Here is a 20,840-nt window from a genome sequence, read left to right as displayed (position 1 = left end):
TTTTTGACGGAGGCGGGAGGTATCCCGTATCGAAAGTACCGCTGAAGGGGTGGCTTTCTGAAAGCATTCAAGGAGGGAAGGATCATCGTTGACCAGGAGGATGTTTTTTGCGGACACGATGACACCTGGACAAGGGAAAAGTCTTGGGTGAATGGGTTTCAGGGAACGCGAAGACGAAGCGCTCCGAACAACGATGCAGGCCCTGTTTATCACAATCCGGTAAAATCTGTCAATACATAATTACGAGGCGATCTTGCCGTCCGTCCGGGCGCGTTTGAGGATCAAACTCCGGTTGGGTGAAACATCCGCTTCGATGGTGTCCCCCTCTTTGAAATCTCCCTGGAGCAATTGCAATGCCAGGGGATTCAAGATATCTCGTTGGATTATGCGTTTCAGGGGGCGGGCTCCGTAGACCGGGTCGTATCCCTCCTGGGCCAGGTATTTTTTCGCACGATCCGTCAGCGCGAGCGTGAGTTTCTTCTCGGCCAATCGGTGCTGCAGATTCTTCATCTGGATTTCGATGATGGATGTCAACTCCGGCAGTCCCAGGGGATGGAAAATTACAATATCATCGATTCGATTCAGGAACTCCGGACGAAATTGCGAACGAAGCGCCGTCAGGACGTTTTTGCGCATTTCGTCCTCATTTTTGGTTCCCAGTTCCTGAATTTGCTGGCTACCGATATTAGATGTCATGATGACCACGGTGTTTTTAAAATCCACGGTGCGGCCCTGTCCGTCCGTCAGGCGACCGTCATCGAGGAGTTGAAGGAGGATGTTGAAAACGTCGGGGTGGGCCTTCTCAATTTCATCAAAGAGGATGATGGAATAGGGTTTGCGACGGACGGCCTCGGTGAGTTGTCCGCCCTCTTCATATCCCACATAACCCGGCGGAGCCCCGATCAATCTCGACACGGCGTGTTTTTCCATATATTCGGACATGTCGATGCGGACCAGGGCCTGTTCATCATCAAAAAGAAATTGGGCGAGGGCCCGGGCCAATTCGGTCTTGCCGACGCCGGTGGGTCCCAGGAATATAAACGAGCCCATCGGACGATTGGGTTCCTGGATGCCGGCCCGACTCCGTCGCACCGCGTTGGAGACGACCGTGATCGCCTCGTCCTGGCCGACCACACGTTCTTTGAGTCGCTGCTCCATCTTGACCAGTTTCTGAATTTCGCCTTCCAGCATTCGGTTGAGCGGGATGCCCGTCCATTTGGAGACGATCTCGGCCACATCCTCTTCATCCACCTCTTCCTTCAACATCTTCTGGCGGGACTGGAGTTCCTGGAGCCGACGATTCTCGGCCTCAAGCTGCTTGGAGAGGTCGATCAGCCGGCCGTAACGGAGCTCGGCCGCGCGGCCGAGGTTCCCGTCCCGCTCGGCCTTTTCCGCCTCGATTCGGGCCCGCTCGATTTCTTCTTTCGCATTGCGGATCTTGCGTATGGATTCTTTTTCGGCGTCCCACTGAAGACGAAGCCGGTCCCTGTCCTCCTTCAGGTGAGATATTTCGCGATCGATTTTGGCCAGCCGATCTTTGGAGCCGGGGTCCTTTTCCTTTTTTATCGCCTCCTTTTCAATTTCGAGCTGTCGAATGCGGCGCTCGATCTCATCCAGCTCGGTGGGCATGCTGTCGATTTCCATCCGAAGCCGGGAGGCCGCTTCGTCGATCAAGTCGATGGCTTTGTCGGGAAGAAACCGGTCCGAGATATACCGATGCGAAAGCATGGCCGCGGCCACCAAGGCGGAATCCTTGATTCGGACGCCGTGATGCACCTCGTACCGCTCTTTGAGGCCTCGAAGAATGGAAATGGTGTCTTCGACGGAGGGCTCGGTCACCAGGACGGGCTGGAATCGGCGCTCCAGCGCCGCATCTTTCTCGATGTGTTTACGATACTCATCGAGCGTGGTGGCGCCGACGCAACGCAATTCGCCGCGCGCCAACGCGGGTTTCAGCATGTTGGAGGCATCCATCGCCCCTTCGGCGGCCCCGGCCCCGATCAGCGTGTGCAGTTCGTCGATAAAAAGGATTATGCTGCCTTGAGCCTCCGTCACTTCCCGGAGGACGGCCTTCAGTCGATCCTCAAACTCTCCCCGGAATTTCGCCCCCGCGATCAAGGCGCCCAAATCCAACGCGACGACCTGTTTGTTTTTCAGGCCTTCCGGGACGTCCCCGTTGACGATGCGTTGGGCCAGCCCCTCCGCGATGGCGGTTTTCCCGACGCCCGGCTCGCCGATCAAGACCGGATTGTTCTTGGTTCGTCGGGAAAGGACTTGGATGACGCGGCGAATCTCATCATCGCGTCCGATGACGGGGTCCAACTTTCCCCGCCGGGCCAGATCGGTCAGGTTCCGGCTGTAGCGGGTCAGGGCCTGGTATTTATCCTCCGGATTTTGATCCGTGATCCGCTGGGATCCCCGGATGGTGACCAGCGCGCTCAGCACCCGCTCTTTGGTTACGCCGTATCGCTGCAGGAGTTGTGCCGTGAAACCGTCGCCGGCGAGGAAGCCCAGAAGGATGTGCTCCACGCTGATGTATTCATCCCGAAGCTGGGCCGCCTCGGTCTGAGCTTGATCGAAGGCCTGATTGAGCCGCGGCGTGGCGTACAATTGACCGAGGCCGCTCCCGGTGACCCGGGGACGCTCATTGAGGTTTTGCTGGAGTTCCTTGCGCAGGACTTCCGGGTCGACGCCCAGTTTCTTGAGAAGCGGGGGGGTGATCCCGTCCGTCTGGTTCAGGAGGGCGAGGAGGAGATGTTCGACATCCACCTGTTGATGTTGATGCTGTTCGGCCGATTTTTGGGCATCGATCACGGCCTCTTGCGCCTTGATGGTGAGTCGGTCAAACTGGATCATCGGCTTTCTCCGTCCGCTAAGCTAAATTCTTGTCGGTCCCGGGCCGTCCTCCCGTTCGCGTTGCTCGCGGGGTGTCTATTTTTTGATCTCGATCGGGATGGGCTTCGACTCCGTCGACCGCGCCTTGGGCAGCTTGACCTCCAGAATGCCGTCTTTGAGTTTGGCGCTGATCCCGGATTGATCCACAATGCCGGGCAGCGTGAAGGATCTTGAAAATGTACCGTAGGAGCGTTCGATGCGATGATAGTTTTCTTTCTTCGTTTCTTTCTCAAAATGGCGTTCGCCCTTTAAGATCAGGACGTCGTCTTTGATCTGCAAATCGACGTCGTCCAGGCGCACGCCGGGAAGCTCCGCCTTCAGAATGATCGCGTCGTCTTTTTCCAGAATATCGACCACGGGCGTCCAGGTGCCTTCGGAGGAGTCCCCCAGTTGACTGCTCGATCGAACGAGGCTGTCCTCGAACAGCTTGTTCATTCGTTCCTGGAGGGACAAGAGGTCTCGGAAAGGGTCCCATCGGATAGGTGGCATTGCGCCCTCCTTAATTTATAACGGAATCGTTCAAAACACGACGGCCCGCATTCAATGGATCGATTGTCATTATAAAATCATCGTGTTTTGCAGTCAAGATAGTCTGTTAATCCCCGGGGGTGATGCTCCAAATGTATTGACACCGTTCGATATGAATGGTATGCTTTAAAAAATTATGAATAATCAACAGATAGCGGTGCATCCAATGTCGGTCAACCGTTCAAAAAGGTCGATGAAATTCTTTGCACGAATCGGAACGGGTCGGGGAATCTCGTTCGCCGTTATCCTGACATTGGGGGGCCTGATCGGTTGGGCCGCCTCGGCCGCGGGCGAGGTATATCAATTCATCGACTCCGCCGGAGTGGTTCATTTTTCGAACGTGCCGACTGATCCGCGTTTCCGGCAGATTCGGGTGCCGGCCCCGATCATCCCGGTCCGAATTGAGGACATCCACGAGACGATTCTAAGCGCCTCCCGCCAGTACCGCGTGGATCCGGACTTGGTCAAGGCGGTGATCAAAGTGGAGTCGGATTTTGACCCGCGTGCGGTTTCAAATGCCGGTGCGATGGGCCTGATGCAGCTGATGCCAGCGACGGCCTCAACCCTGGATGTCCAGAATCCATTCAATCCGTCCGAAAATATTTCCGGCGGCGTGAAACTCCTGAGCTATCTTCTGGGCCGGTTCAACGGAGATCTTACGTTGGCGCTGGCGGCCTACCATGCCGGAGAAAAGACCGTCAACCGCTACCGCCAGGTTCCGCCCATCGAGAAAACGCATCGTTATATACAGAAGGTGCTGGCCGCTTATAAAACCTACCGTGGAAAAGAGTCCTCCCGGAAATCCATTTACAAAATTTTCTCTCCCAATGGCCAGGTGATCTATACCAATGTCCCGGAGCAGTATCAGGACACCCGGCGTTTTCGAGTGGCCTATACCCAGTCCCCCTGAGGACGATCCGAAAGACGGAACGCGATATGCCGCGGTTCGGACCGTGTCCCCGGTTTGGGATCATCCGAACGGTGATGTGCGCCGATGCTGTGCTTTCTCAACAACGCGGCCCGCACGATCATTGAGGCCACCGTCACCATATTCTTGAATTCCCCTTCCTGCTGGGAAACGACGGGGGCGGTCGTCAGGGATTTCCATTTTTCCAAAACCGTCAACGCATCCGTCAGCGATGAATGATCCCGGACAATGCCGACCCGATTCCACATCGTTTCCTTAAGCCGGGCCGTGGCCGTCTCCAGGGAGGTCGGGAAGACCGATTGAAGGCCGATGCAACCCGGTCGGTTTTTCTCAAAGACGGACTGAATCTCGGAGGACTTCACCGCCCCTTTCCGCGCGGAGCCAGCCATCGCCTCGCCGGCCCGGGCGCCGAATACCAACCCTTCCAACAAGGAATTGCTCGCCAGACGATTGGCCCCGTGAACCCCGCTGCAGGACACTTCGCCTGCGGCGTACAGACCGTCCAAGGAAGTCGCCCCCGACAAGGTCGTCTTGGCCCCCCCGATCATAAAATGAGCGCTCGGTGCGACGGGGATAGGTGTCTGTGTGATGTCCAGACCGTACCGGAGGCAAGTCTGGGAAACGGTCGGAAACCGCTCATGAATATACCCGGCTTTCAAGTGGGTGACATCCAGATAAACATGATCGACCTGGCTGGCGTGCATCTCTTGCCAAATCGCCTGACTGACGACGTCTCGCGTCGCCAGTTCGCCGGCCGGATCGTATCGCTTCATAAAGGCCTCGCCGCGGGCGTTGCGAAGGATCGCCCCCTCCCCCCTCAGGGCTTCGGTAAGCAAGAAGGCCGGGGCGTTCGGGAGCGCGAGCGCGGTCGGGTGGAACTGGACGAACTCCATATCTTCGAGGGTACAACCGGCCCGGTAAGCCATCGCCATTCCGTCCCCCGTCGCGACAGGGGGATTGGTGGTTCGGGAATAAATCTGACCGGCCCCGCCGGAAGCGAGCATCACGGCCTTGGCCCCGATCACACGAACATCGCCGGATTCGGATAACAGGATGGCTCCAACGCACCGCCCCTGGTCGGTCAGCAGATCGGACGTAAAATGCCGCGGGAGCCAGCGGATGGTTCGAAACGGTTTCGCCTTGGCCAGCAAGGTCCTCATGATCTCGGTTCCGGTGGCGTCCCCCCGCCGCAGAATTCGGGCGCAACGATGGGCGGCCTCCCGGGCGAGGACATAACGCTTTCCCCGCCGGTCAAACCGGGCGCCCCACCGGATCAGTTCCCGGACCCGGGCCGGCCCTTCTTTGACCAGGATTTCGACGGCTTCCAGGCGGCAGAGGCCCTTGCCCGCCCGGAGCGTGTCGGCCCTGTGGGCCTTGACGCTGTCCTGCGGGTCCAGCGCAACCGCAATCCCGCCCTGGGCAAATTCCGAAGCGCTCTCGGCGGGATTTCCTTTGTTGACGATGAGCACCCGACCGTGGCGTCCTAACTCGATGGCGGCCCGAACTCCGGCAATGCCGCTCCCGATGACGAGGAAATCGGTCACATGAATGGTCCGATCGACTTTCGGCCCCGGGCTCATGGGGGCGATACCGGGGAATTGATGGGAGCGGTGAAGGGATTTTCCCCATCAATGCTTTGCAGATGCAGGTCGGACTTGCCGGCGAGATGAAAAAGGGCATCGCCCCGTTGTTTAACCCAATCGGTCTTTTCGGATTTCCAACGATTCTCCCAATGAAGGGCAACCTGGACCTTGTCATCCTGAAGCACGATCTGATCGATCATAAAATTCAGGCGCAGGGAGTTTACGGCGACGAGAAACGAAACGATCGCCCGCAGATCATCCGGGCGCGTGTCGAGGTACTGGGTCGAGAAGGCCTGTCCATTTCGGCTCTCGTACGTCACGCGCAGGTTTTCGACGAAGGCATCGATTTGTTGGAGACGCTTCGAATCCTCTGTGGGTTTGACCGGGGCGTGTTCGCATCCGGAAATCCATAGAAGCCCTCCGATTAAGACGACGATCACGACGCGGTATTTATACGGCATGGGGGGATTATACGGTGGACTCCATCGCCAGGTCAAGGTTGCAAGGGATTGCTCTTGACATGCCTTGATCGGTATGTTAGGAAACAACCCGATGGGTGGCCTTTTCAATTTCTTGGTCCGGCGGAGGTGGATCGCGGCGGGTTTTATTTTGGGCGGCGTCATTCTGCTTTTTCCGCCCCCTGCCGGCCTAACGGCGTCGGGCCAGAAATCGTTGGCCATCGCCATCGCGGCGATCGTGTTTTTTGTCACGGAGCCCATGCCGCTTCCCACGGTCGCCATTCTGATCGGCATATTCGAGGTACTCCTGGGCATTGCCGGTCCGATGGAGGTATCGCGGTCCTTTGTCAGCGATTCCCTTCTTTTTATCATGGGCTCGCTGATGATCGCCGAGACGATCGTAAAGCAGAAACTGGATAAACGACTCGCGCTGGCCATCGTACGGGTCACGGGGCCCCGCGTGGAGCGCGTGGTGGTCGGGCTCATTGTCGTTTCGGCCCTGATCGCATCGTTTATCGGGGAGCATACGGTCGTGGCCATGATGATGCCGGTGGGGATGACCTTGATTTCCTACGCCGGGCCGGACCGCCGGGAACTGAAAAATCTTCCGCCTCTGATCATGCTGGCGATCGCCTATGGTGCGGTTTTGGCCGGAATCGGAAGTCCGTCCGGGGGAGCCCGCAATGCCATCATGCTGACCTACTGGAAGCAGCTTTTTCATCTGCACGTGAGTTATCTCCAGTGGATGGAGTATCTCTATCCCATGGTCCTTATTCAAATTCCGCTGGTCGCCTGGGTCCTTCTCAAAACTTTTCGACCCGAGGTGGTGGACCTCAGCCGGTCCATCGAGGAACTTCGAGGCCGGGTTGCGGAAGAAGGAACCGTCACCGCACGGGATGGGTGGACGGTTATCATATTTTTTTTCACCGTGTTCTTATGGATCACCGTGAGCGATCAAATCGGACTGGGAACCACGGCCATGATCGGCGTGGCCTTATATCTGATGACCGGAATTGCCCATTGGGAGGATTTCAGCCGGGGAATCAATTGGGGAGTGATCTTCATCTATGCGGGGGCCATTTCAATCGGAATCGCGATGCGGGATACCGGCGCGGCGAACTGGACGGCCCAGTGGGTGCTCCGAGGGGTCGAGCCTTTGGGACTGCACGGCGGAATCCCGATGCTGTTATTTGTGGCCTTATTGACGATGGCCCTGGCTTCCGTGATGAGCAGCGGCGCCACGGTCGGATTATTGGCCCCGATCACCCTGCACATGGCGGATCTTTCCGGCACATCGATCGTGGCCACCGGTCTGGTCACGGCCGTGGCGTCGGCTTTCACGTTTATGACCACCATCGGGTCTCCGGCCTGCGGAATGGTGTACAGCAGCGGATATCTGAAACGAGCTGATTTTATCAGGGCCGGTTGGAAAATGAATATCGCATCATTGGGGCTGCTCTTGCTGGTGGCCTTTGGCTACTGGAGGCTGTTGGCGTTTCCGGGGGGTGGCGAATGAAGATATTAATGTGCACCGACGGCCAGACGTACGCGGAGGAGGCGATTCGATTCGGCGGGAAATTTGCCCACGAGCTGGATGCGGACGTGACGGTTCTATACGTCCGTCCCGTGGCTCCCGGGGGGGACTCGATCTATCTGACGACGGCACGGAAGAAGATGGGGGAGTGGGATCTGGACATTCCTGGGGTTCAATACCTGAAGCGTGCGAGGGACATCCTGGCCGGGGCCGGTTTGGTGGCCTTCTCAGCCGAAAAGGATTCCGGGGTCCGTCAGACCTTCCGGGGGTCGGCCGAGGGAGGGGTTGAACTGCATCTGATCGGCCGCAATTCCGAACGCGTGCGGCTGAAACTTCGTGAGGGCGAATCGGCGGAGGAAATCCTGACGGAGGCCGGTCAGGGACGCTACGACTTGGTCCTGACCGGATCCCGGGGCCATGAAGGCATCGCCAGTTACTTTGTGGGCAGCACGGCGTTGCGGATCGCCGAATTTGCCCCTTGTTCGGTTTTAATTGCAAAAAACATCCGAGAGAGCCACGACTTTCTCATGTGCACGGATGGTTCAAAGCTGGCGGAGAAGGCCGAATTGTTCGGCGCCCAGATCGCGCAGGCCCTGAATGCGCGGGTGACCATTCTGTCCGTCGCCGCGGAGCCGGAGGGGCAGAAGGCCTCCCAGGAGCAGGTGCGGCGGGCGGAGATGATCCTGGCCCAATTGGGGGTCCAGGCCGATGTCAAGGTGCGCTCCGGCCGTCCCTCGGAGGTGATTATCGACGAGGCCAAGGATCACGACATCGTGGTCATGGGGGCCAGCGGGAGCTCGGCGGTCCGGCGGTTTTTTCTGGGCAGTGTTCCGCTCAAGGTGATCGAATACGGCGCATGTCCGGTCCTTTTGGTTCGGGAGAAGCCCGAAACCAAACGGCGCAGCACGGGCCGAAGGGCCGGTTGAATCCGTTTAGCGAGCGCAACTCCCGCCTGTGGAGGCGGGGTTAGCGAGCGAATTAAAATAGGGGCGTTTCCACCCGGATCGAAGAATCCCCGGATGGAAGCCCGGGGTTCTTCAAAGGTCGGTGCCTTGGGGATTTGCCTTTTGCGGCCGATATCGATAGAATGATCGTTCCAGAGGAGGATATCCATGTCGAGAGTGGTCAAGAAACGGCGCAAAAAGATGCGGAAGCACAAATACCGAAAGCTTCGAAAGAAGATGCGCCATCAGCGCAAGAAACGGTAAGCGTCGAGCGCTCGAGGCTTTGCGAAGAAAGTCCGTCCGGTCTCGCTCTACGGCCGAAACCGGGAAGCGGGTTATTATTCACACACCAGGAGGGAAAGGTCCACCATGGCCGCCGGAAAAAAAGTGCATGTCAAGGTTCGAACCCCGTATGCGAGCTACGAGGGGTTTCTGCTCATTCCGCCCATGCGCAAGCGGGTCTCCGACGTATTAAACGAGGAAGATCGAACCTTCATCAATCTAACGGATGTTCAAGTCGACGGTTCAAACGAGAAGGTTCCCTACATTTCGATCAACAAAGATATGATCGAGTCGATTATTGAGAAAGACTGATCCATGAATCCCCTTCCGGTTCTTCAAGACGGTTCAAGGGAAGGCCGGACGCGGTTGCCGCCGTGGTTTCGAGTGCGAGCCTTTCCGGGTCCGCGTTATCGGGATATGAAGGGCCTCCTTTCGGAGCTCCGGCTTCACACGGTTTGCGAAGAGGCCCGTTGTCCGAATGTCTGGGACTGTTGGAACCGGGGGACGGCGACCTTCATGATCCTGGGCGATGTCTGTACACGCAGCTGCGGTTTCTGCGCCGTCGCCACCGGCCGCCCGCCCGGCCTGGACACCGATGAGCCCCGCCGTGTGGCGGATGCCGTCCGGGCGTTAAACCTCCGTCATGCCGTGATCACCTCCGTGAACCGGGATGAATTGGCCGACGGCGGCGCGGGAATCTTTTCCGAGACGATTGATGCGATCCGAAGGCGGCACGACTGCACGATCGAGGTTCTGATCCCGGACTTTAAAGGCTCCCGGGCGGCGCAGGACCGGGTATTCGAAGCCCGACCGGAGATCCTCAATCACAACACCGAGACCGCCCCGCGCCTCTACCGCACCGTGCGTCCGCAGGGAAAATATTCCTGGAGTCTTGAGGTTATTTCCCGGGCCAAGCAAGCGGGCCTCGTCACCAAAAGCGGCCTGATGCTGGGATTGGGAGAAACGGACGATGAAATTCGGTCGGTGATGGGTGATTTGGTTGAAGCCGGCTGCGATATTCTGACGCTGGGCCAGTACCTGCAGCCCACGACCGCCCATCTTCCCGTCATCCGGTATTACGCCCCGGATGAATTTTCTTCCCTGAAGGAAGAAGGACTGCGTCTTGGATTCCGACACATCGAATCCGGTCCGTTGGTACGGAGTTCCTACCACGCCGAGGAACAGGCCCTGACTATTCGATCAAGCCCCTAATTCCTTTTCAAGCTCTTCCGCATCGATGATGAAATCTTTAGTTCGGGTCTTGGCCAGGCGGGTCGCTTTGTCGACCAAGCCGAGAAGGTCGGTCGCTTTCTGGTAAGGCCGGAGCTGGGCCACCGCCAGAACGGCCCGAACTGTTTTTAGCGGAATCACCGGCGGGCGGAGTTTCGACAGGGCCTGGTGCAGGCGCTGGGCGATGACGTAGGCCTGGGCCTTGGCCGCTTCGGGAAGGATAACGACGAACTGGTCCCCGCCGTAGCGGAAGGCCAAATCCATTCCCTGCCGGATGATGCCCTGGATGGTTTTGCCGACGGTCTGGAGGACGGCGTTTCCGGCGGCATGGCCGAAGCGGTCGTTGATCATCTTGAAATCGTCCAGATCGGCGAAAATGCAGGACAGCGGTCGGTCCATCCGGCGCGCCCGTGCGATCTCTTTGACGAGGGCTTCTTCCAAGGCCCGTGGATGGCCCAGCATCGTCACGGGATCGGTCTGAGCCAACCGTTCAATTTCGCTCTGCTGCCGAAGACATCGACGCCGATAATGGAGCGAGACATAAACGCCCGTCCCGATCAAGACCGAAAGGCCGAACTGGGGGATAAGCTCACGGGGATATTGAGCGAAGCGTCCTTCTTCCAGATAACGAATCAACCAGGGCACGATGATGAGGAGATAAAATAGGATCGATAAAATGCCGGATCGGACGGGTAGTTTGTCCATATGCAAATTATACGTCATCGTCCTCCGCGAATCAAACCGGCGGAATCTCAGAGAAGGTCGTAGATCATCCTGAGCGATGCGGTCAACAGAACCGTGCCTAGGACTTGTTGCAGGACTTTGGGCGGAATTTTTCGGGCCCCCCACCAGGAGCCGATCTGCCCTCCGATCAATACCGTGAGCCCCAGCGGAAGGGCCAGGCCCGGATGCATTGTTCCGTTGAGGGCATGGGCGGCAAGCCCGCTTAACGAGTTTAAGATAATAAAGGCGGCCGAAACCGCGGCCGTTTGTTTGGCGTTCGCCCAGCCCATCAACAACAGAAGGGGGCTCAAAAAGATCCCTCCCCCGATGCCGATCAATCCGGCCAGAAATCCGAGAACCAGTCCGACGGGGAGCCCGATGGCGTAGATCCAAACCGCATTTACGGGAGGGCGGGGCAGAATCGGCTTTGTAAACAGGATGAACCGGAGGCCGGCGATGAAGAGCGTCCCTCCGAGGATGCCGGAGAAGACCGGCTGTGAAAGGGGGATCATCCCCCCCAGGTAGGCGGCCGGGATGGACGCGAGGATGAAGGGCCATAGGATCCGAGAGGTGAAATAGCCGGCGCGATAATAGTTGGTTAACCCGGTCACGGTGACCAGGATGTTCAGGATCAAAACCGTCGGCGCGATCTCCGGCCGGGCGTAGCCGGCGAGGACCAGAATGGCGAGATAGGCCGAAGCGCCGCCGTGTCCGACCGAGGAATAGAGCATCGCGGCCAGCAGAAATAGAGGAAGAAGCCAGATCAGGTCCGAGGGCATGGTGACCCGGATTGTTGCCGAAGACGACCCGCATTGTCAACCGTCAAAGCAGCGCTAGTCGACGCTGAACCAGCCGCCGAGCATTTCGGTCGCGGAGATCCACAACACCAGGGTGACCAGATAAACGGCCACGATCCATGTATCCCTTAGCGTCATATTTTCCTCCTTTCACTCCGCCCATCTTAGTCGTCAAAAGAGATTTTATCGGCGATCAAGACTCCGAGCGCGTTCAAATGTCCTTCCACTTCCACCTGCACGTTTAGAGCCAGATCATTCGAAGTTTTTCCGAGGGGTTCGTACACGGTCGCTCCCGTTGTCGAAACAGGCTGGCCGTTGACATTGAAGTTGGCGGGGGAGAGAAACTGGGTGATAAAGCCTTCCAGTTCCACTCGGGTTCCTTCGGTGCTCGGGATCTCCTGCGTCTGGACTTCCACCTGGCTGGCGGTCAGGACCCCGCTGCTGTAGCAGGCCGTGGTTTTCACCTCGACGAACATCCCGTCGCTGAGGCCCCCGGAGGGAAGATCCTCGGGATGAACTGCGCTGTAGTCTACCATCAGGTTGCCAATCTGGAAGGTCTTCGCCGTGGCATCCAAGTTTCGGATCGTGCCCTTGACCTCGGATTCGTCTCCGGGAGAGCAGGACGTGGATTTTAGTTCGATATAGGTGGCCAGGAGAGTTCCATTGGACTGCGGCAGGCCGCTCACCTCGATGACATATCCATCCTTTAAATCGTCGAATCCTGTGACGACTGCATACTGTGTTTTTGAATCGGTCTTCACCGGCTGGCCCATCACCATAAAGGATTGATCCACCGTCTGGATGCTTCCGGTTTGGATGGGGCCCTCGAGAATATCGTTGAAGTCGATCTTTTCGGCCGTCCCGCTTGTTCCGTTGGCGTCGAACGTGCCCTGGACGGCGACGACCATCCCGACCCGAAGGTCGTTCTCGTCGGACGCGCTTCCGTTCTTTGTGATGGAGGTTTCGGTTGTTGTTGAGAACTCCACACCGTTGACGAATACACTTCCGAATCCCGTGATCGGACCCACGCTGATCCCCGTTCCACCCACCCCCCCGCCGGCGGTGGGCCCGCCGCTGCTTCCGCAGGAGGTTAGGGCCGTTAGAATGAATAAACTATAGATTGCGGGCACAACTCTAAACCCCTTCATTCTTCTTCTCCTTATCGGGTGGCTGCGCGTCATCCTCAAAATAGAAAATTCCAATCGTCGCTCGTTTTCGACCGGTTCCTTTCGATGACGGATTGATGTCCCGGTCTTTTTGAGACATCAGGCGGTCCAACTCCTCCAGCAGTGACTGTCCCTTTTGGACGGCCTGAATACGGATCTCTGACAGGGCTTCGGCCGGCAAGTTATCGTAGGATACTTTCCGCTGAAGAAAGCTGTCGGACGGGTGGCTCTGCAGGTTGTGATCGATGGTGGAGATCAGATCCCTGACATCGGTACCAAGTATTCTTATTTTGTCCGCTTCTTGGGCGTGCGGAATGAAGGCTCGCGCGATCAGCCGGACCCGGCCGTCCGGCAATCGCTCGACGGCCCCCACTCTCAAGAGCTCATCCAGCACGGCGCGTGAAGGGACATCCCCTCCGTAGCGTCTCACCAATTCGTTGAAGGATGTCTCTTTGCCTTCAATGGGAAGCTCGCTCGGTTGACCCTCCTTATTCCAAAAGGCCCTGTCCCTAATCCAGCCGCTGATGACCCGTGCGCCGCGATTATACCGCTCAAGCTCTTCGCCATTTTCCAGCGAGGGAGGTTTTTTGATGAGACTCACCTCTTTACGTGTCAGTCCTGTGATGATCGAGACGCGGGAGATGGACGGCTTTCGCCCTGGAATGCCAAACTCTTCGAGCGCCACATCGACATAGACGCGCTTGGCGAGATCGGCAAAGGCCCCGAAGGGGATATGATTGCGTAGAAGAATTCTGATCAGCGGACGAAGAATATTCAACGCGGCTGTATACAGTGCTTTTTTAATTTCACTCATTATTTGGGATAATATTCCCAAATTATGATTATTGTCAAGCTAATTTTAATTTCGTTTGAATAAAAAAAAACGGAAAAAGGATTTGATACCGGAGGGCTGGAGCTTATCGATAGCAAAAGGAAAAAATGCTACCAACGTTCCGACCTGATCAAGGGGAAAGGGACGCCCAGGTTTGTGAGGATTTGGCCGCATTCCTTGATCATCCGGTCCGGTCCACAGAGACAGTATAATGTCCCGATAGGCCCGATATGGTTTTTAAGAAAGGCCTCGTCAAATCGTCCTATGCGGCCTGTCCAAGATGTTTTGTCCGGACGTGTAACCGTATAGGTACAGTTAAGATTGGGGTGCATTTTCATCGCCGCGTCGAATTCCGCTTTGAAGGCAAAGTCCTCGCTTGTCCGGGCACTGTAGAGAAGGGTGACGCGGACCGGCAGTTTTTTAGCGAGGATGTAGCGGATCATACTGCGGTAGGGTGCGATTCCGATCCCACCGGCGATCAGAACAATTTCCTCACTCTCACCCTCCGTGAACACAAAGTTCCCCTCCGGCCCTTTGACGTTCAGGGTATCGCCCACCTTGACGGTATCGTGAAGCCACGGTGTAAGGCGGCCTTCCGGATACCGTTTGGCCGCGATCTCGATGTAATCTTCCTCGGTGGGGGAGGACGACAAGGAGAAGGCGCGGTTTGCCGTTCCCATCCGGTTGCGTTTCGGATTCCAGACCTCGGACGTGAGGATGACAAACTGGCCGGGTCGGAAAGAGAAAGGCTTGTTCGCCCCCAGATCCAAGCGAATCGATTTGATCTCCGGCGTCTCTTGTCGAATCTCACTGACGACCAGGCTCATTTGTTTTTGATCGCGCGCCGCCATGGTGACCTTATCTTACCCCGGTCCCGCCGCGATGTGCAACATTGTCGGTGTTTATTCTCTCGCCGACTTCTCCCATCGCCAAGGGCGGCGTTTTTTTATTTCCATGAAGTATAAAGCCCTTTTTTCCCGCCTCTTGCCACTGGATCATAAACATGATACCTTGGAGGCGGAAAATGCCGATGCGGATCCTCATCATCCTACTCAGCCTGATCCTGCCATCGTATGCCGCGGCCGGAGCGGCCTTACCCGGCGGTTATGACCGGGCCGGTTGGGGCATCACCGTGGCCGAGCTTCAGAAGCAGGTCGATATCGAGCGGGCCGAGATGACGGATGGGTTCGGATATGCGGAGCACCTGGAAGCGGATCCGGATGTCTATTTTCGAATGACACCGAACCACGAGCGGGTTGAATATTATTTCTATCAGGCCCGTCTCTATAAGGTGTTTATCATCTATGACCGGATTTATTTCCACACGCGGTTTTACGAAGACCTCGTCGGGGAAATGAAGAAAAACTTCGGTGAGCCCAATGAGGTTTATCAGGAAGATTTTTTCGGTCTGCCCATCCAACATACGCGGTGGGAAGATGCCGACTCTATATTAGATCTTCGCAAGGGGGCCGGTTTCATTTATCAAGTCCGGATCGATAAGGCGGCGAATCAAAACAAAGCGAAGGCCGGGACCAAGAAAAAAAGCATCTGATCGCAGGGGATCGCGCGATGGAACTGTTCAAGGTGATGGCCAAAGAGGGGCACGAGCAATTGATTGTCACGACCGATTCGGAGACCGGTCTGAACGCGATCATCGCCATTCACAGCACCCTGCTCGGACCCGCCCTGGGCGGCTGCCGTTTCTGGTCCTACAAGACCTTCGAGGAGGCGGCCACCGACGCGCTCCGGCTTTCGAAAGCGATGACCTATAAGGCCGCCATCAGCGGGTTGAACTTGGGCGGCGGAAAGGCGGTAATCTGCGCGCGGCCGCAGGAGAAAACCCCGCGATTGCTCCGCGCGTTCGGTCGATCGGTCGATTCCCTGGCCGGTCTCTATGTTACGGCGCAGGACGTGGGAATGACCCTCTCCGATATGGAGACGATCCGCGAACTGACCCGCTACGCCGCGGGAATCCCCGAAGAAAAGGGGGGAAGCGGCGATCCGTCTTCCATGACGGCCCGTGGCGTTTTGGGCGGGATGCGGTGCTGTCTAAAGGAGGTGTTCGGATCCGATTCGTTCCGGGATCGAACCGTTGCGGTGCAGGGTCTTGGGAAAGTCGGGCGGCATTTGGCCGGACTGCTTCATGGAGAAGGAGCCCGGCTGATCGTTTCGGATCTGGATGCGTCAAGGGTGAAGGCTGCGGTGGCCGAATTGAAAGCCGAGACCTTACCGCCCGCAAGAATTCATACCGCGGTTTGCGATATCTTCGCACCCTGCGCGATGGGAGGGGTGCTGAATTCGGCCGCGATTTCAAAACTCCGTTGCCGGATTGTCGCCGGCGCGGCGAACAATCCGCTGGCCAGCTGGGCGGATGCGAACCTTCTTCAACGCCGGCGCATTCTTTATGCCCCGGACTATGTCATCAATGCCGGAGGTTTGATCAACATCGCCTGTGAAATGGAAGGTTATCACAAAGAAAAGGCGGAGGAGCGTGTGGCCGGGATCTCGGAAACCCTGTCCCGGGTGTTCGCTCGTGCGAAGGAAGAAAAAATTACGCCTCTGGAAGCCTCCAACCGTCTGGTGGAAGAGCGACTGGCGAAGGCTCGTGCGGGGCGCTCGGAAGGCTGAAAGATTATTTCCGATGCATTTATTCATGGGAACAGATCATAAAAACCGCATAAAAGGATGGCTCCTTGTTTTGCTTTTCTCTTTGGCGGGATGTGGGGGGAGTAGCATCGGTGGTGGTGGCGGGGGCGGGGGTGGCGGTGGGGGCGGAGGTGGCGGGGGTGGCGGAGGAGGCGGTGGCGGGCGCGGCCCCCAGGGCCCTCCGGCCCGCTTTGCCTATGTGGCGAGTGCCTCCGATAGCACCCTATCCATCTTCACGGTAGACGCCGCCACGGGTCAACTGCGCCACCGTGGGTATACGGCGACCGGATCGCTTCCGCAGTCGGTCGCCGTCGATCCGGCCGGTAAATTTGTCTACGTGGCGAATGGATCCTCTAACGATGTTTCGGCCTATGCCGTCGATCTTTCGACCGGGGCGTTGACGGAAGACCTCAACTCGCCGTTCGGGGCCGGAACAGACCCTGTTTCCGTGACGGTGGATCCCACCGGGAAGTTCGCCTACGTGGCCAACAATGGCAGCGACGACGTCTCGGCTTATACGATCAACCCAAGCACGGGGGCGCTCATGCAGATCGACTGCGGCGGGGGACCCGGGTGCAAAACCAAGAATTTTTTGGCAAACACGAATCCCGCCTCCGTGACCGTAGATCCTTCGGGTCAGTTTGCCTACGTGGCGAACAATGCCAGCGGCGACGTCTCGGCCTATACAATCGACGTGAACACAGGGGCGCTAACGCAGATCGACTGCGGCGGGGGAGCCGGGTGCAACGGCATGAATTTTCTGGCGGGCACGAATCCCGTCTCTGTCACTATCGATCCCTCGGGAAAATTTGCCTATGTGGCCAATGAAGGTGGGAAAAACGTCTCGGCCTACACCATCGATCAAACGACCGGCGAACTAACCGAGGACCTCAACTCGCCGTTTGGGGCCGGCACGAACCCTGTTACCGTGACGGTGGATCCCACCGGGAAGTTTGCTTACGTGTCGAATCAGGGCTCGAATGACATTTCGGCCTACACCATCGACCAAACGACCGGGGCCTTGGCCAAGATCAACGGCTCGCCGTTTAAGACCGGAACGAACCCCAACGCAATCACCGTGGACTCCTCGGGCCAATTTGTTTACGTGGGGATCAACGGAGCGCATAACATCCTGAGTTACAGTATCGGCTCCAGCGGCGCGCTCACCTCGCTCGGTACAGTCGCATGCCGCGGGGCCAACGCGATGGCCATCACCACGGGCACCAACCCGGTCGTGTACACACCGACGTTTGCCTATGTGGCGAATTGGGGCTCGAGCAACGTCTCGGCCTATACGATTAATCCGACGACCGGCGTGTTGAGTGGCGGCTCACTTTTTAATGCCGGCACGAACCCTAACGCGGTCACCGTGGATCCGACAGGGCAGTTTGCCTATGTGGCTAACAGTCTTAGCAGTGTCTCGGCCTACACGAGTAATCCAACCAATGGTATGTTGACGGAGCTCAGCAATTCGCCGTTTACGGCCGCGTCCGGCGCTATCGAAACTGCTATTGCCGTGGAACCCACCAGCCGGTTTTTATACGTAACGAACAGTTTGAACAGTATCTCAGGATTTGCCATCAATCAAACAACCGGTGCTTTGGGGTCCCCCTCGACAGTTTCGGCCGGCACAAGCCCCACCGGAGTCGCCGTGGACCCTACAGGCCGGTTTGCCTATGTAGCGAACACCTCGAACAATGTCTCGGCCTACACGATTAATCAAGCGACGGGTGCTTTGAGCAGCGTTTCACAGTTTAATGCCGGCACAACCCCGAGGGCCGTTGCCGTGGATCCCACCGGTCGATTCGTCTATGTGGCGAATCAGGGTTCAAGCAACGTATCGGCCTACACGATTAATCAAACGACGGGCGCGTTGAGTGGCGGCGCGCTCGTTAATGCCGGTACATTTCCGATCGGAATCGCCGTGGATCCCTCCGGTCGTTTTGTCTATGTGGCCAATGAGTTTGGGTTCAATATCTCAGTCTATAAGATCAATCAAACGAGCGGCGGGTTGACGGCGGTCGGCTCGCCGGTCCCGGTCGGCGCAAGCCTGACCGCGGTCACCGTGGATCCGTCCGGTCATTTTGTGTATGTGTCGAACACCTCGGGCAGCATTTCAACCTTCAAGATCAATCAAACGTCGGGCGGGTTGACGGGGGTCGGCTCTCCGGTTACGGCTGGTACAACCCCGGTCTCCATTGCCGTGACGGGGACGATTCAATAAGGGTGGAGGTGGGAGATTTACCGATTCGGGTGAATGCGGAACCATGCAGACCGGTTCGGTATTGAAGCGCCGGCCGGAAGGCCGGAGTCCTTTCAAGATGGCTCGGATCCTCCCGGTTCCTATCGGTTTTTTTCTCGTTTTATTCTCTGTAAATCTGGTTTCGGCCCGATCATCCGCCTCGATCATTCCCTTCGATCAACTCGCCCAGCCGAAGCAACCGGTCCGGATGGCCGTCCGCTTGGTGACGGGCGGATTGGGATTGGTGAACCGGCCCGTGAGCGGCGAACGGATCGAGTTTCTTCTGAAAGACCGCTCCCTGGGGCAGACCCTCTCGGGGGGCGATGGAATGGCCGTCAAAAGCTTTGTCCCTTCCAAGCCGGGGCTGTATACCGTCACGGTCCGTCTTGTAGAAAACCCGAGGTATGAAGCCGGGCCGGTTGAGCTATCGATTGCTTGCCGTAATGCCTCGACCCCGATTTTACTCGTGGCCGTCTCCTCCGTCCGAATCCCCGGCGAGCCCTCACCCGCGCCATTTAGCCCGACTCCCCCTTCGGACGCGATGCCGGAGGCGGTCAAGGTTCTTTCCCGACTTTCCAAACCGTATCAGCTTTTATATGTCGAGACCGGAGACGAGGCGCTGATCACGGAGGCAAAAGATTGGCTGACTCACCAAGGTTTTCCACCGGCGCCTCTTGCGGCCTGGCCGATGCCGGACGATGCGGAACGCCGTATGGAGCGCTTTGTCGAACGGCTTCAGGAAGTACGGGACGCGGGATGGAGGAAGATTTCGGCCGGAATCACCCGTTCCGTGGCGGAGGCCGAGGCGCTCATACGACTGAAGATCAAGGCGGTCCTTATGGCGGAGGAGGATGAGGAGGACGACAGGCCGGCAGGGGCGAAGAAGGTTACGGATTGGAAGGCCGTCCCGGCGGCCTTCCAATAATCGTCTGCAGCGGCCGGATGACAGTCACGATGAAATGGTGTAAACTAAAACCCTATTCCGGTCATGGGCATGATGAAAGAGGAGCCGATGAACACAAAAGGGATCACGCTCACGCGTCACATTCTGCTGGAGCAACGGGCTCACCCCTCCGCGACGGGCGAGCTGTCAATTCTGCTCGACCAGATCGGCCTCGCGGCCAAGATCATCGCCCGGGCGGTAAGTCGCGCCGGGCTGGTGGATATTCTGGGCGTGACCGGTCAAGTCAATGTACACGGGGAAGAGGTCAAAAGGCTGGACGAATACGCCAATCAAACCTTCATCAACGTTTTCGGACACAGCCGACTGGTCTGCACACTGGTCTCGGAGGAAATGGAAAAGCCCAGGCACCTTTCGGAGAACTGCTCCCGTTCGAAGTACACGCTTTTTTTTGATCCGCTTGACGGTTCGTCCAATATCGACGTGAACGGGACGATCGGGACGATCTTCTCGATCCATCACAGGCTGGGCGGGGATCGGCACCGGACCGAGGAGGAATGGTTTCAACTCGGCTCGGACCAGGTTGCGGCCGGATATGTGATGTACGGCCCCAGCACTCTCCTGGTCTATACCGCGGGGAACGGCGTGCACGGTTTCACGCTCGATCCTTCCATCGGCGAGTTTCTCCTCTCGCACGAGAACATCCGCATCCCGTCCCGGGGGAAGACCTACAGCATCAATGAAGCCAATTATCCGGTCTGGGAGCCCCATATCCGCGCCTTCGTCGACTATTTAAAGGAGAAGGATCCCGCCACCGGCCGGCCTTACTCATCCCGCTACGTGGGTTCGCTGGTGGCCGATTTCCATCGAACACTTCTCCACGGCGGCATTTTCCTATACCCCGCCGATGCCAGGAATCCGCGGGGAAAGCTTCGCCTGCTCTACGAAGCGGCCCCGCTCGCCTTCGTCGTCGAGCAGGCCGGCGGACGGGCCATTAGCGGCCGGGAACGAATCATGGAAGTCCGTCCCGTCGACCTTCACCAGAGAGTTCCGCTGATCATCGGCAGTCCGGAGGCCGTGAGCCTGGCGGAAGAATTTTCCGGGGGACGGAAAAAGCGCGTCCGCGGAAAAAGAGAAAAAAGATAGATCGG

At 57.7% G+C, this 20,840-nt stretch carries 20 protein-coding genes; 11 read left to right on the top strand and 9 right to left on the bottom strand.

The window, feature by feature from the left end:
* Positions 1 to 240: 240 nt before the first annotated feature.
* Positions 241 to 2,853 carry an ATP-dependent chaperone ClpB gene (gene clpB, locus VMN77_01690; protein HTN42494.1) on the bottom strand — a complete coding sequence of 871 codons (2,613 nt, stop codon included), beginning with the start codon at positions 2,851 to 2,853 and terminating at the stop codon, positions 241 to 243.
* Between the two features lie 78 nt (positions 2,854 to 2,931).
* On the bottom strand, positions 2,932 to 3,384 hold the full coding sequence (locus tag VMN77_01685; GenBank protein ID HTN42493.1) for an Hsp20/alpha crystallin family protein: 453 nt from the start codon (positions 3,382 to 3,384) through the stop codon (positions 2,932 to 2,934).
* 232 nt (positions 3,385 to 3,616) lie between these two features.
* On the opposite strand from VMN77_01685, the gene VMN77_01680 reads away from it, so the two are divergent.
* Positions 3,617 to 4,333 carry a lytic transglycosylase domain-containing protein gene (locus tag VMN77_01680; GenBank protein ID HTN42492.1) on the top strand — a complete coding sequence of 239 codons (717 nt, stop codon included), beginning with the start codon at positions 3,617 to 3,619 and terminating at the stop codon, positions 4,331 to 4,333.
* On the opposite strand, the gene nadB is transcribed toward VMN77_01680, so the two are convergent.
* Positions 4,315 to 5,931 (bottom strand): L-aspartate oxidase, encoded by a 1,617-nt coding sequence (gene nadB, locus VMN77_01675; GenBank protein HTN42491.1) that lies wholly within the window; start codon positions 5,929 to 5,931, stop codon positions 4,315 to 4,317. The genes VMN77_01680 and nadB overlap by 19 nt on opposite strands.
* On the bottom strand, positions 5,928 to 6,395 hold the full coding sequence (locus VMN77_01670; protein ID HTN42490.1) for a hypothetical protein: 468 nt from the start codon (positions 6,393 to 6,395) through the stop codon (positions 5,928 to 5,930). Before VMN77_01670 ends, nadB begins: the two co-directional genes overlap by 4 nt.
* A 91-nt stretch (positions 6,396 to 6,486) precedes the next feature.
* Here VMN77_01670 and VMN77_01665 point away from each other — a divergent pair, with 91 nt between their 5' ends.
* The 5 genes from VMN77_01665 (at position 6,487) to lipA (ending at position 10,364) form a co-directional block, all read left to right on the top strand.
* A complete protein-coding gene (locus VMN77_01665) occupies positions 6,487 to 7,908 on the top strand; it encodes a DASS family sodium-coupled anion symporter (protein ID HTN42489.1) in 1,422 nt (473 codons plus the stop codon).
* Complete coding sequence (locus VMN77_01660; GenBank protein HTN42488.1) at positions 7,905 to 8,852, top strand: universal stress protein; 948 nt, start codon at positions 7,905 to 7,907, stop codon at positions 8,850 to 8,852. Before VMN77_01665 ends, VMN77_01660 begins: the two co-directional genes overlap by 4 nt.
* Positions 8,853 to 9,038: 186 nt before the next feature.
* Positions 9,039 to 9,134 (top strand): AURKAIP1/COX24 domain-containing protein, encoded by a 96-nt coding sequence (locus VMN77_01655; protein ID HTN42487.1) that lies wholly within the window; start codon positions 9,039 to 9,041, stop codon positions 9,132 to 9,134.
* A gap of 105 nt (positions 9,135 to 9,239) precedes the next feature.
* Positions 9,240 to 9,464, top strand: coding sequence for a hypothetical protein (locus VMN77_01650; GenBank protein HTN42486.1), 225 nt, complete (start codon positions 9,240 to 9,242; stop codon positions 9,462 to 9,464).
* Between the two features lie 3 nt (positions 9,465 to 9,467).
* Positions 9,468 to 10,364 carry a lipoyl synthase gene (gene lipA / locus VMN77_01645; GenBank protein HTN42485.1) on the top strand — a complete coding sequence of 299 codons (897 nt, stop codon included), beginning with the start codon at positions 9,468 to 9,470 and terminating at the stop codon, positions 10,362 to 10,364.
* Here the strand turns inward: lipA and VMN77_01640 are convergent.
* The 5 genes from VMN77_01640 to VMN77_01620 form a co-directional block, all read right to left on the bottom strand.
* Positions 10,353 to 11,105: a GGDEF domain-containing protein gene (locus VMN77_01640; protein ID HTN42484.1), complete on the bottom strand. Its 753-nt coding sequence runs from the start codon at positions 11,103 to 11,105 to the stop codon at positions 10,353 to 10,355. The genes lipA and VMN77_01640 overlap by 12 nt on opposite strands.
* A 29-nt stretch (positions 11,106 to 11,134) precedes the next feature.
* Positions 11,135 to 11,884 carry a sulfite exporter TauE/SafE family protein gene (locus VMN77_01635; protein HTN42483.1) on the bottom strand — a complete coding sequence of 250 codons (750 nt, stop codon included), beginning with the start codon at positions 11,882 to 11,884 and terminating at the stop codon, positions 11,135 to 11,137.
* A gap of 182 nt (positions 11,885 to 12,066) precedes the next feature.
* The gene (locus VMN77_01630; GenBank protein ID HTN42482.1) at positions 12,067 to 13,050 is read right to left on the bottom strand and encodes a DUF5666 domain-containing protein; all 984 of its coding nucleotides are present in this window, start codon (positions 13,048 to 13,050) and stop codon (positions 12,067 to 12,069) included.
* On the bottom strand, positions 13,037 to 13,882 hold the full coding sequence (locus VMN77_01625; GenBank protein HTN42481.1) for a DUF6502 family protein: 846 nt from the start codon (positions 13,880 to 13,882) through the stop codon (positions 13,037 to 13,039). Before VMN77_01625 ends, VMN77_01630 begins: the two co-directional genes overlap by 14 nt.
* A 128-nt stretch (positions 13,883 to 14,010) precedes the next feature.
* On the bottom strand, positions 14,011 to 14,751 hold the full coding sequence (locus VMN77_01620; protein HTN42480.1) for an FAD-binding oxidoreductase: 741 nt from the start codon (positions 14,749 to 14,751) through the stop codon (positions 14,011 to 14,013).
* Positions 14,752 to 14,924: 173 nt separating this feature from the next.
* Here VMN77_01620 and VMN77_01615 point away from each other — a divergent pair, with 173 nt between their 5' ends.
* The 5 genes from VMN77_01615 (at position 14,925) to fbp (ending at position 20,835) form a co-directional block, all read left to right on the top strand.
* On the top strand, positions 14,925 to 15,452 hold the full coding sequence (locus VMN77_01615) for a hypothetical protein (protein HTN42479.1): 528 nt from the start codon (positions 14,925 to 14,927) through the stop codon (positions 15,450 to 15,452).
* Positions 15,453 to 15,469: 17 nt separating this feature from the next.
* Positions 15,470 to 16,528, top strand: a complete 1,059-nt coding sequence (locus tag VMN77_01610) for a Glu/Leu/Phe/Val dehydrogenase (GenBank protein HTN42478.1) — start codon at positions 15,470 to 15,472, stop codon at positions 16,526 to 16,528.
* 217 nt (positions 16,529 to 16,745) lie between these two features.
* Complete coding sequence (locus VMN77_01605) at positions 16,746 to 18,770, top strand: beta-propeller fold lactonase family protein (protein HTN42477.1); 2,025 nt, start codon at positions 16,746 to 16,748, stop codon at positions 18,768 to 18,770.
* A 43-nt stretch (positions 18,771 to 18,813) separates the two neighbouring features.
* Positions 18,814 to 19,713, top strand: coding sequence for a hypothetical protein (locus VMN77_01600; protein ID HTN42476.1), 900 nt, complete (start codon positions 18,814 to 18,816; stop codon positions 19,711 to 19,713).
* Positions 19,714 to 19,800: 87 nt separating this feature from the next.
* A complete protein-coding gene (fbp, locus tag VMN77_01595) occupies positions 19,801 to 20,835 on the top strand; it encodes a class 1 fructose-bisphosphatase (GenBank protein ID HTN42475.1) in 1,035 nt (344 codons plus the stop codon).
* Positions 20,836 to 20,840: the final 5 nt, after the last annotated feature.

Source organism: Nitrospiria bacterium, from assembly GCA_035498035.1.
Lineage (GTDB): Bacteria > Nitrospirota > Nitrospiria > JACQBZ01 > JACQBZ01 > JACQBZ01.
The sequence above is the reverse complement of the archived record's forward strand: the minus strand, read 5'-3'. Positions and strand labels throughout refer to the sequence as shown.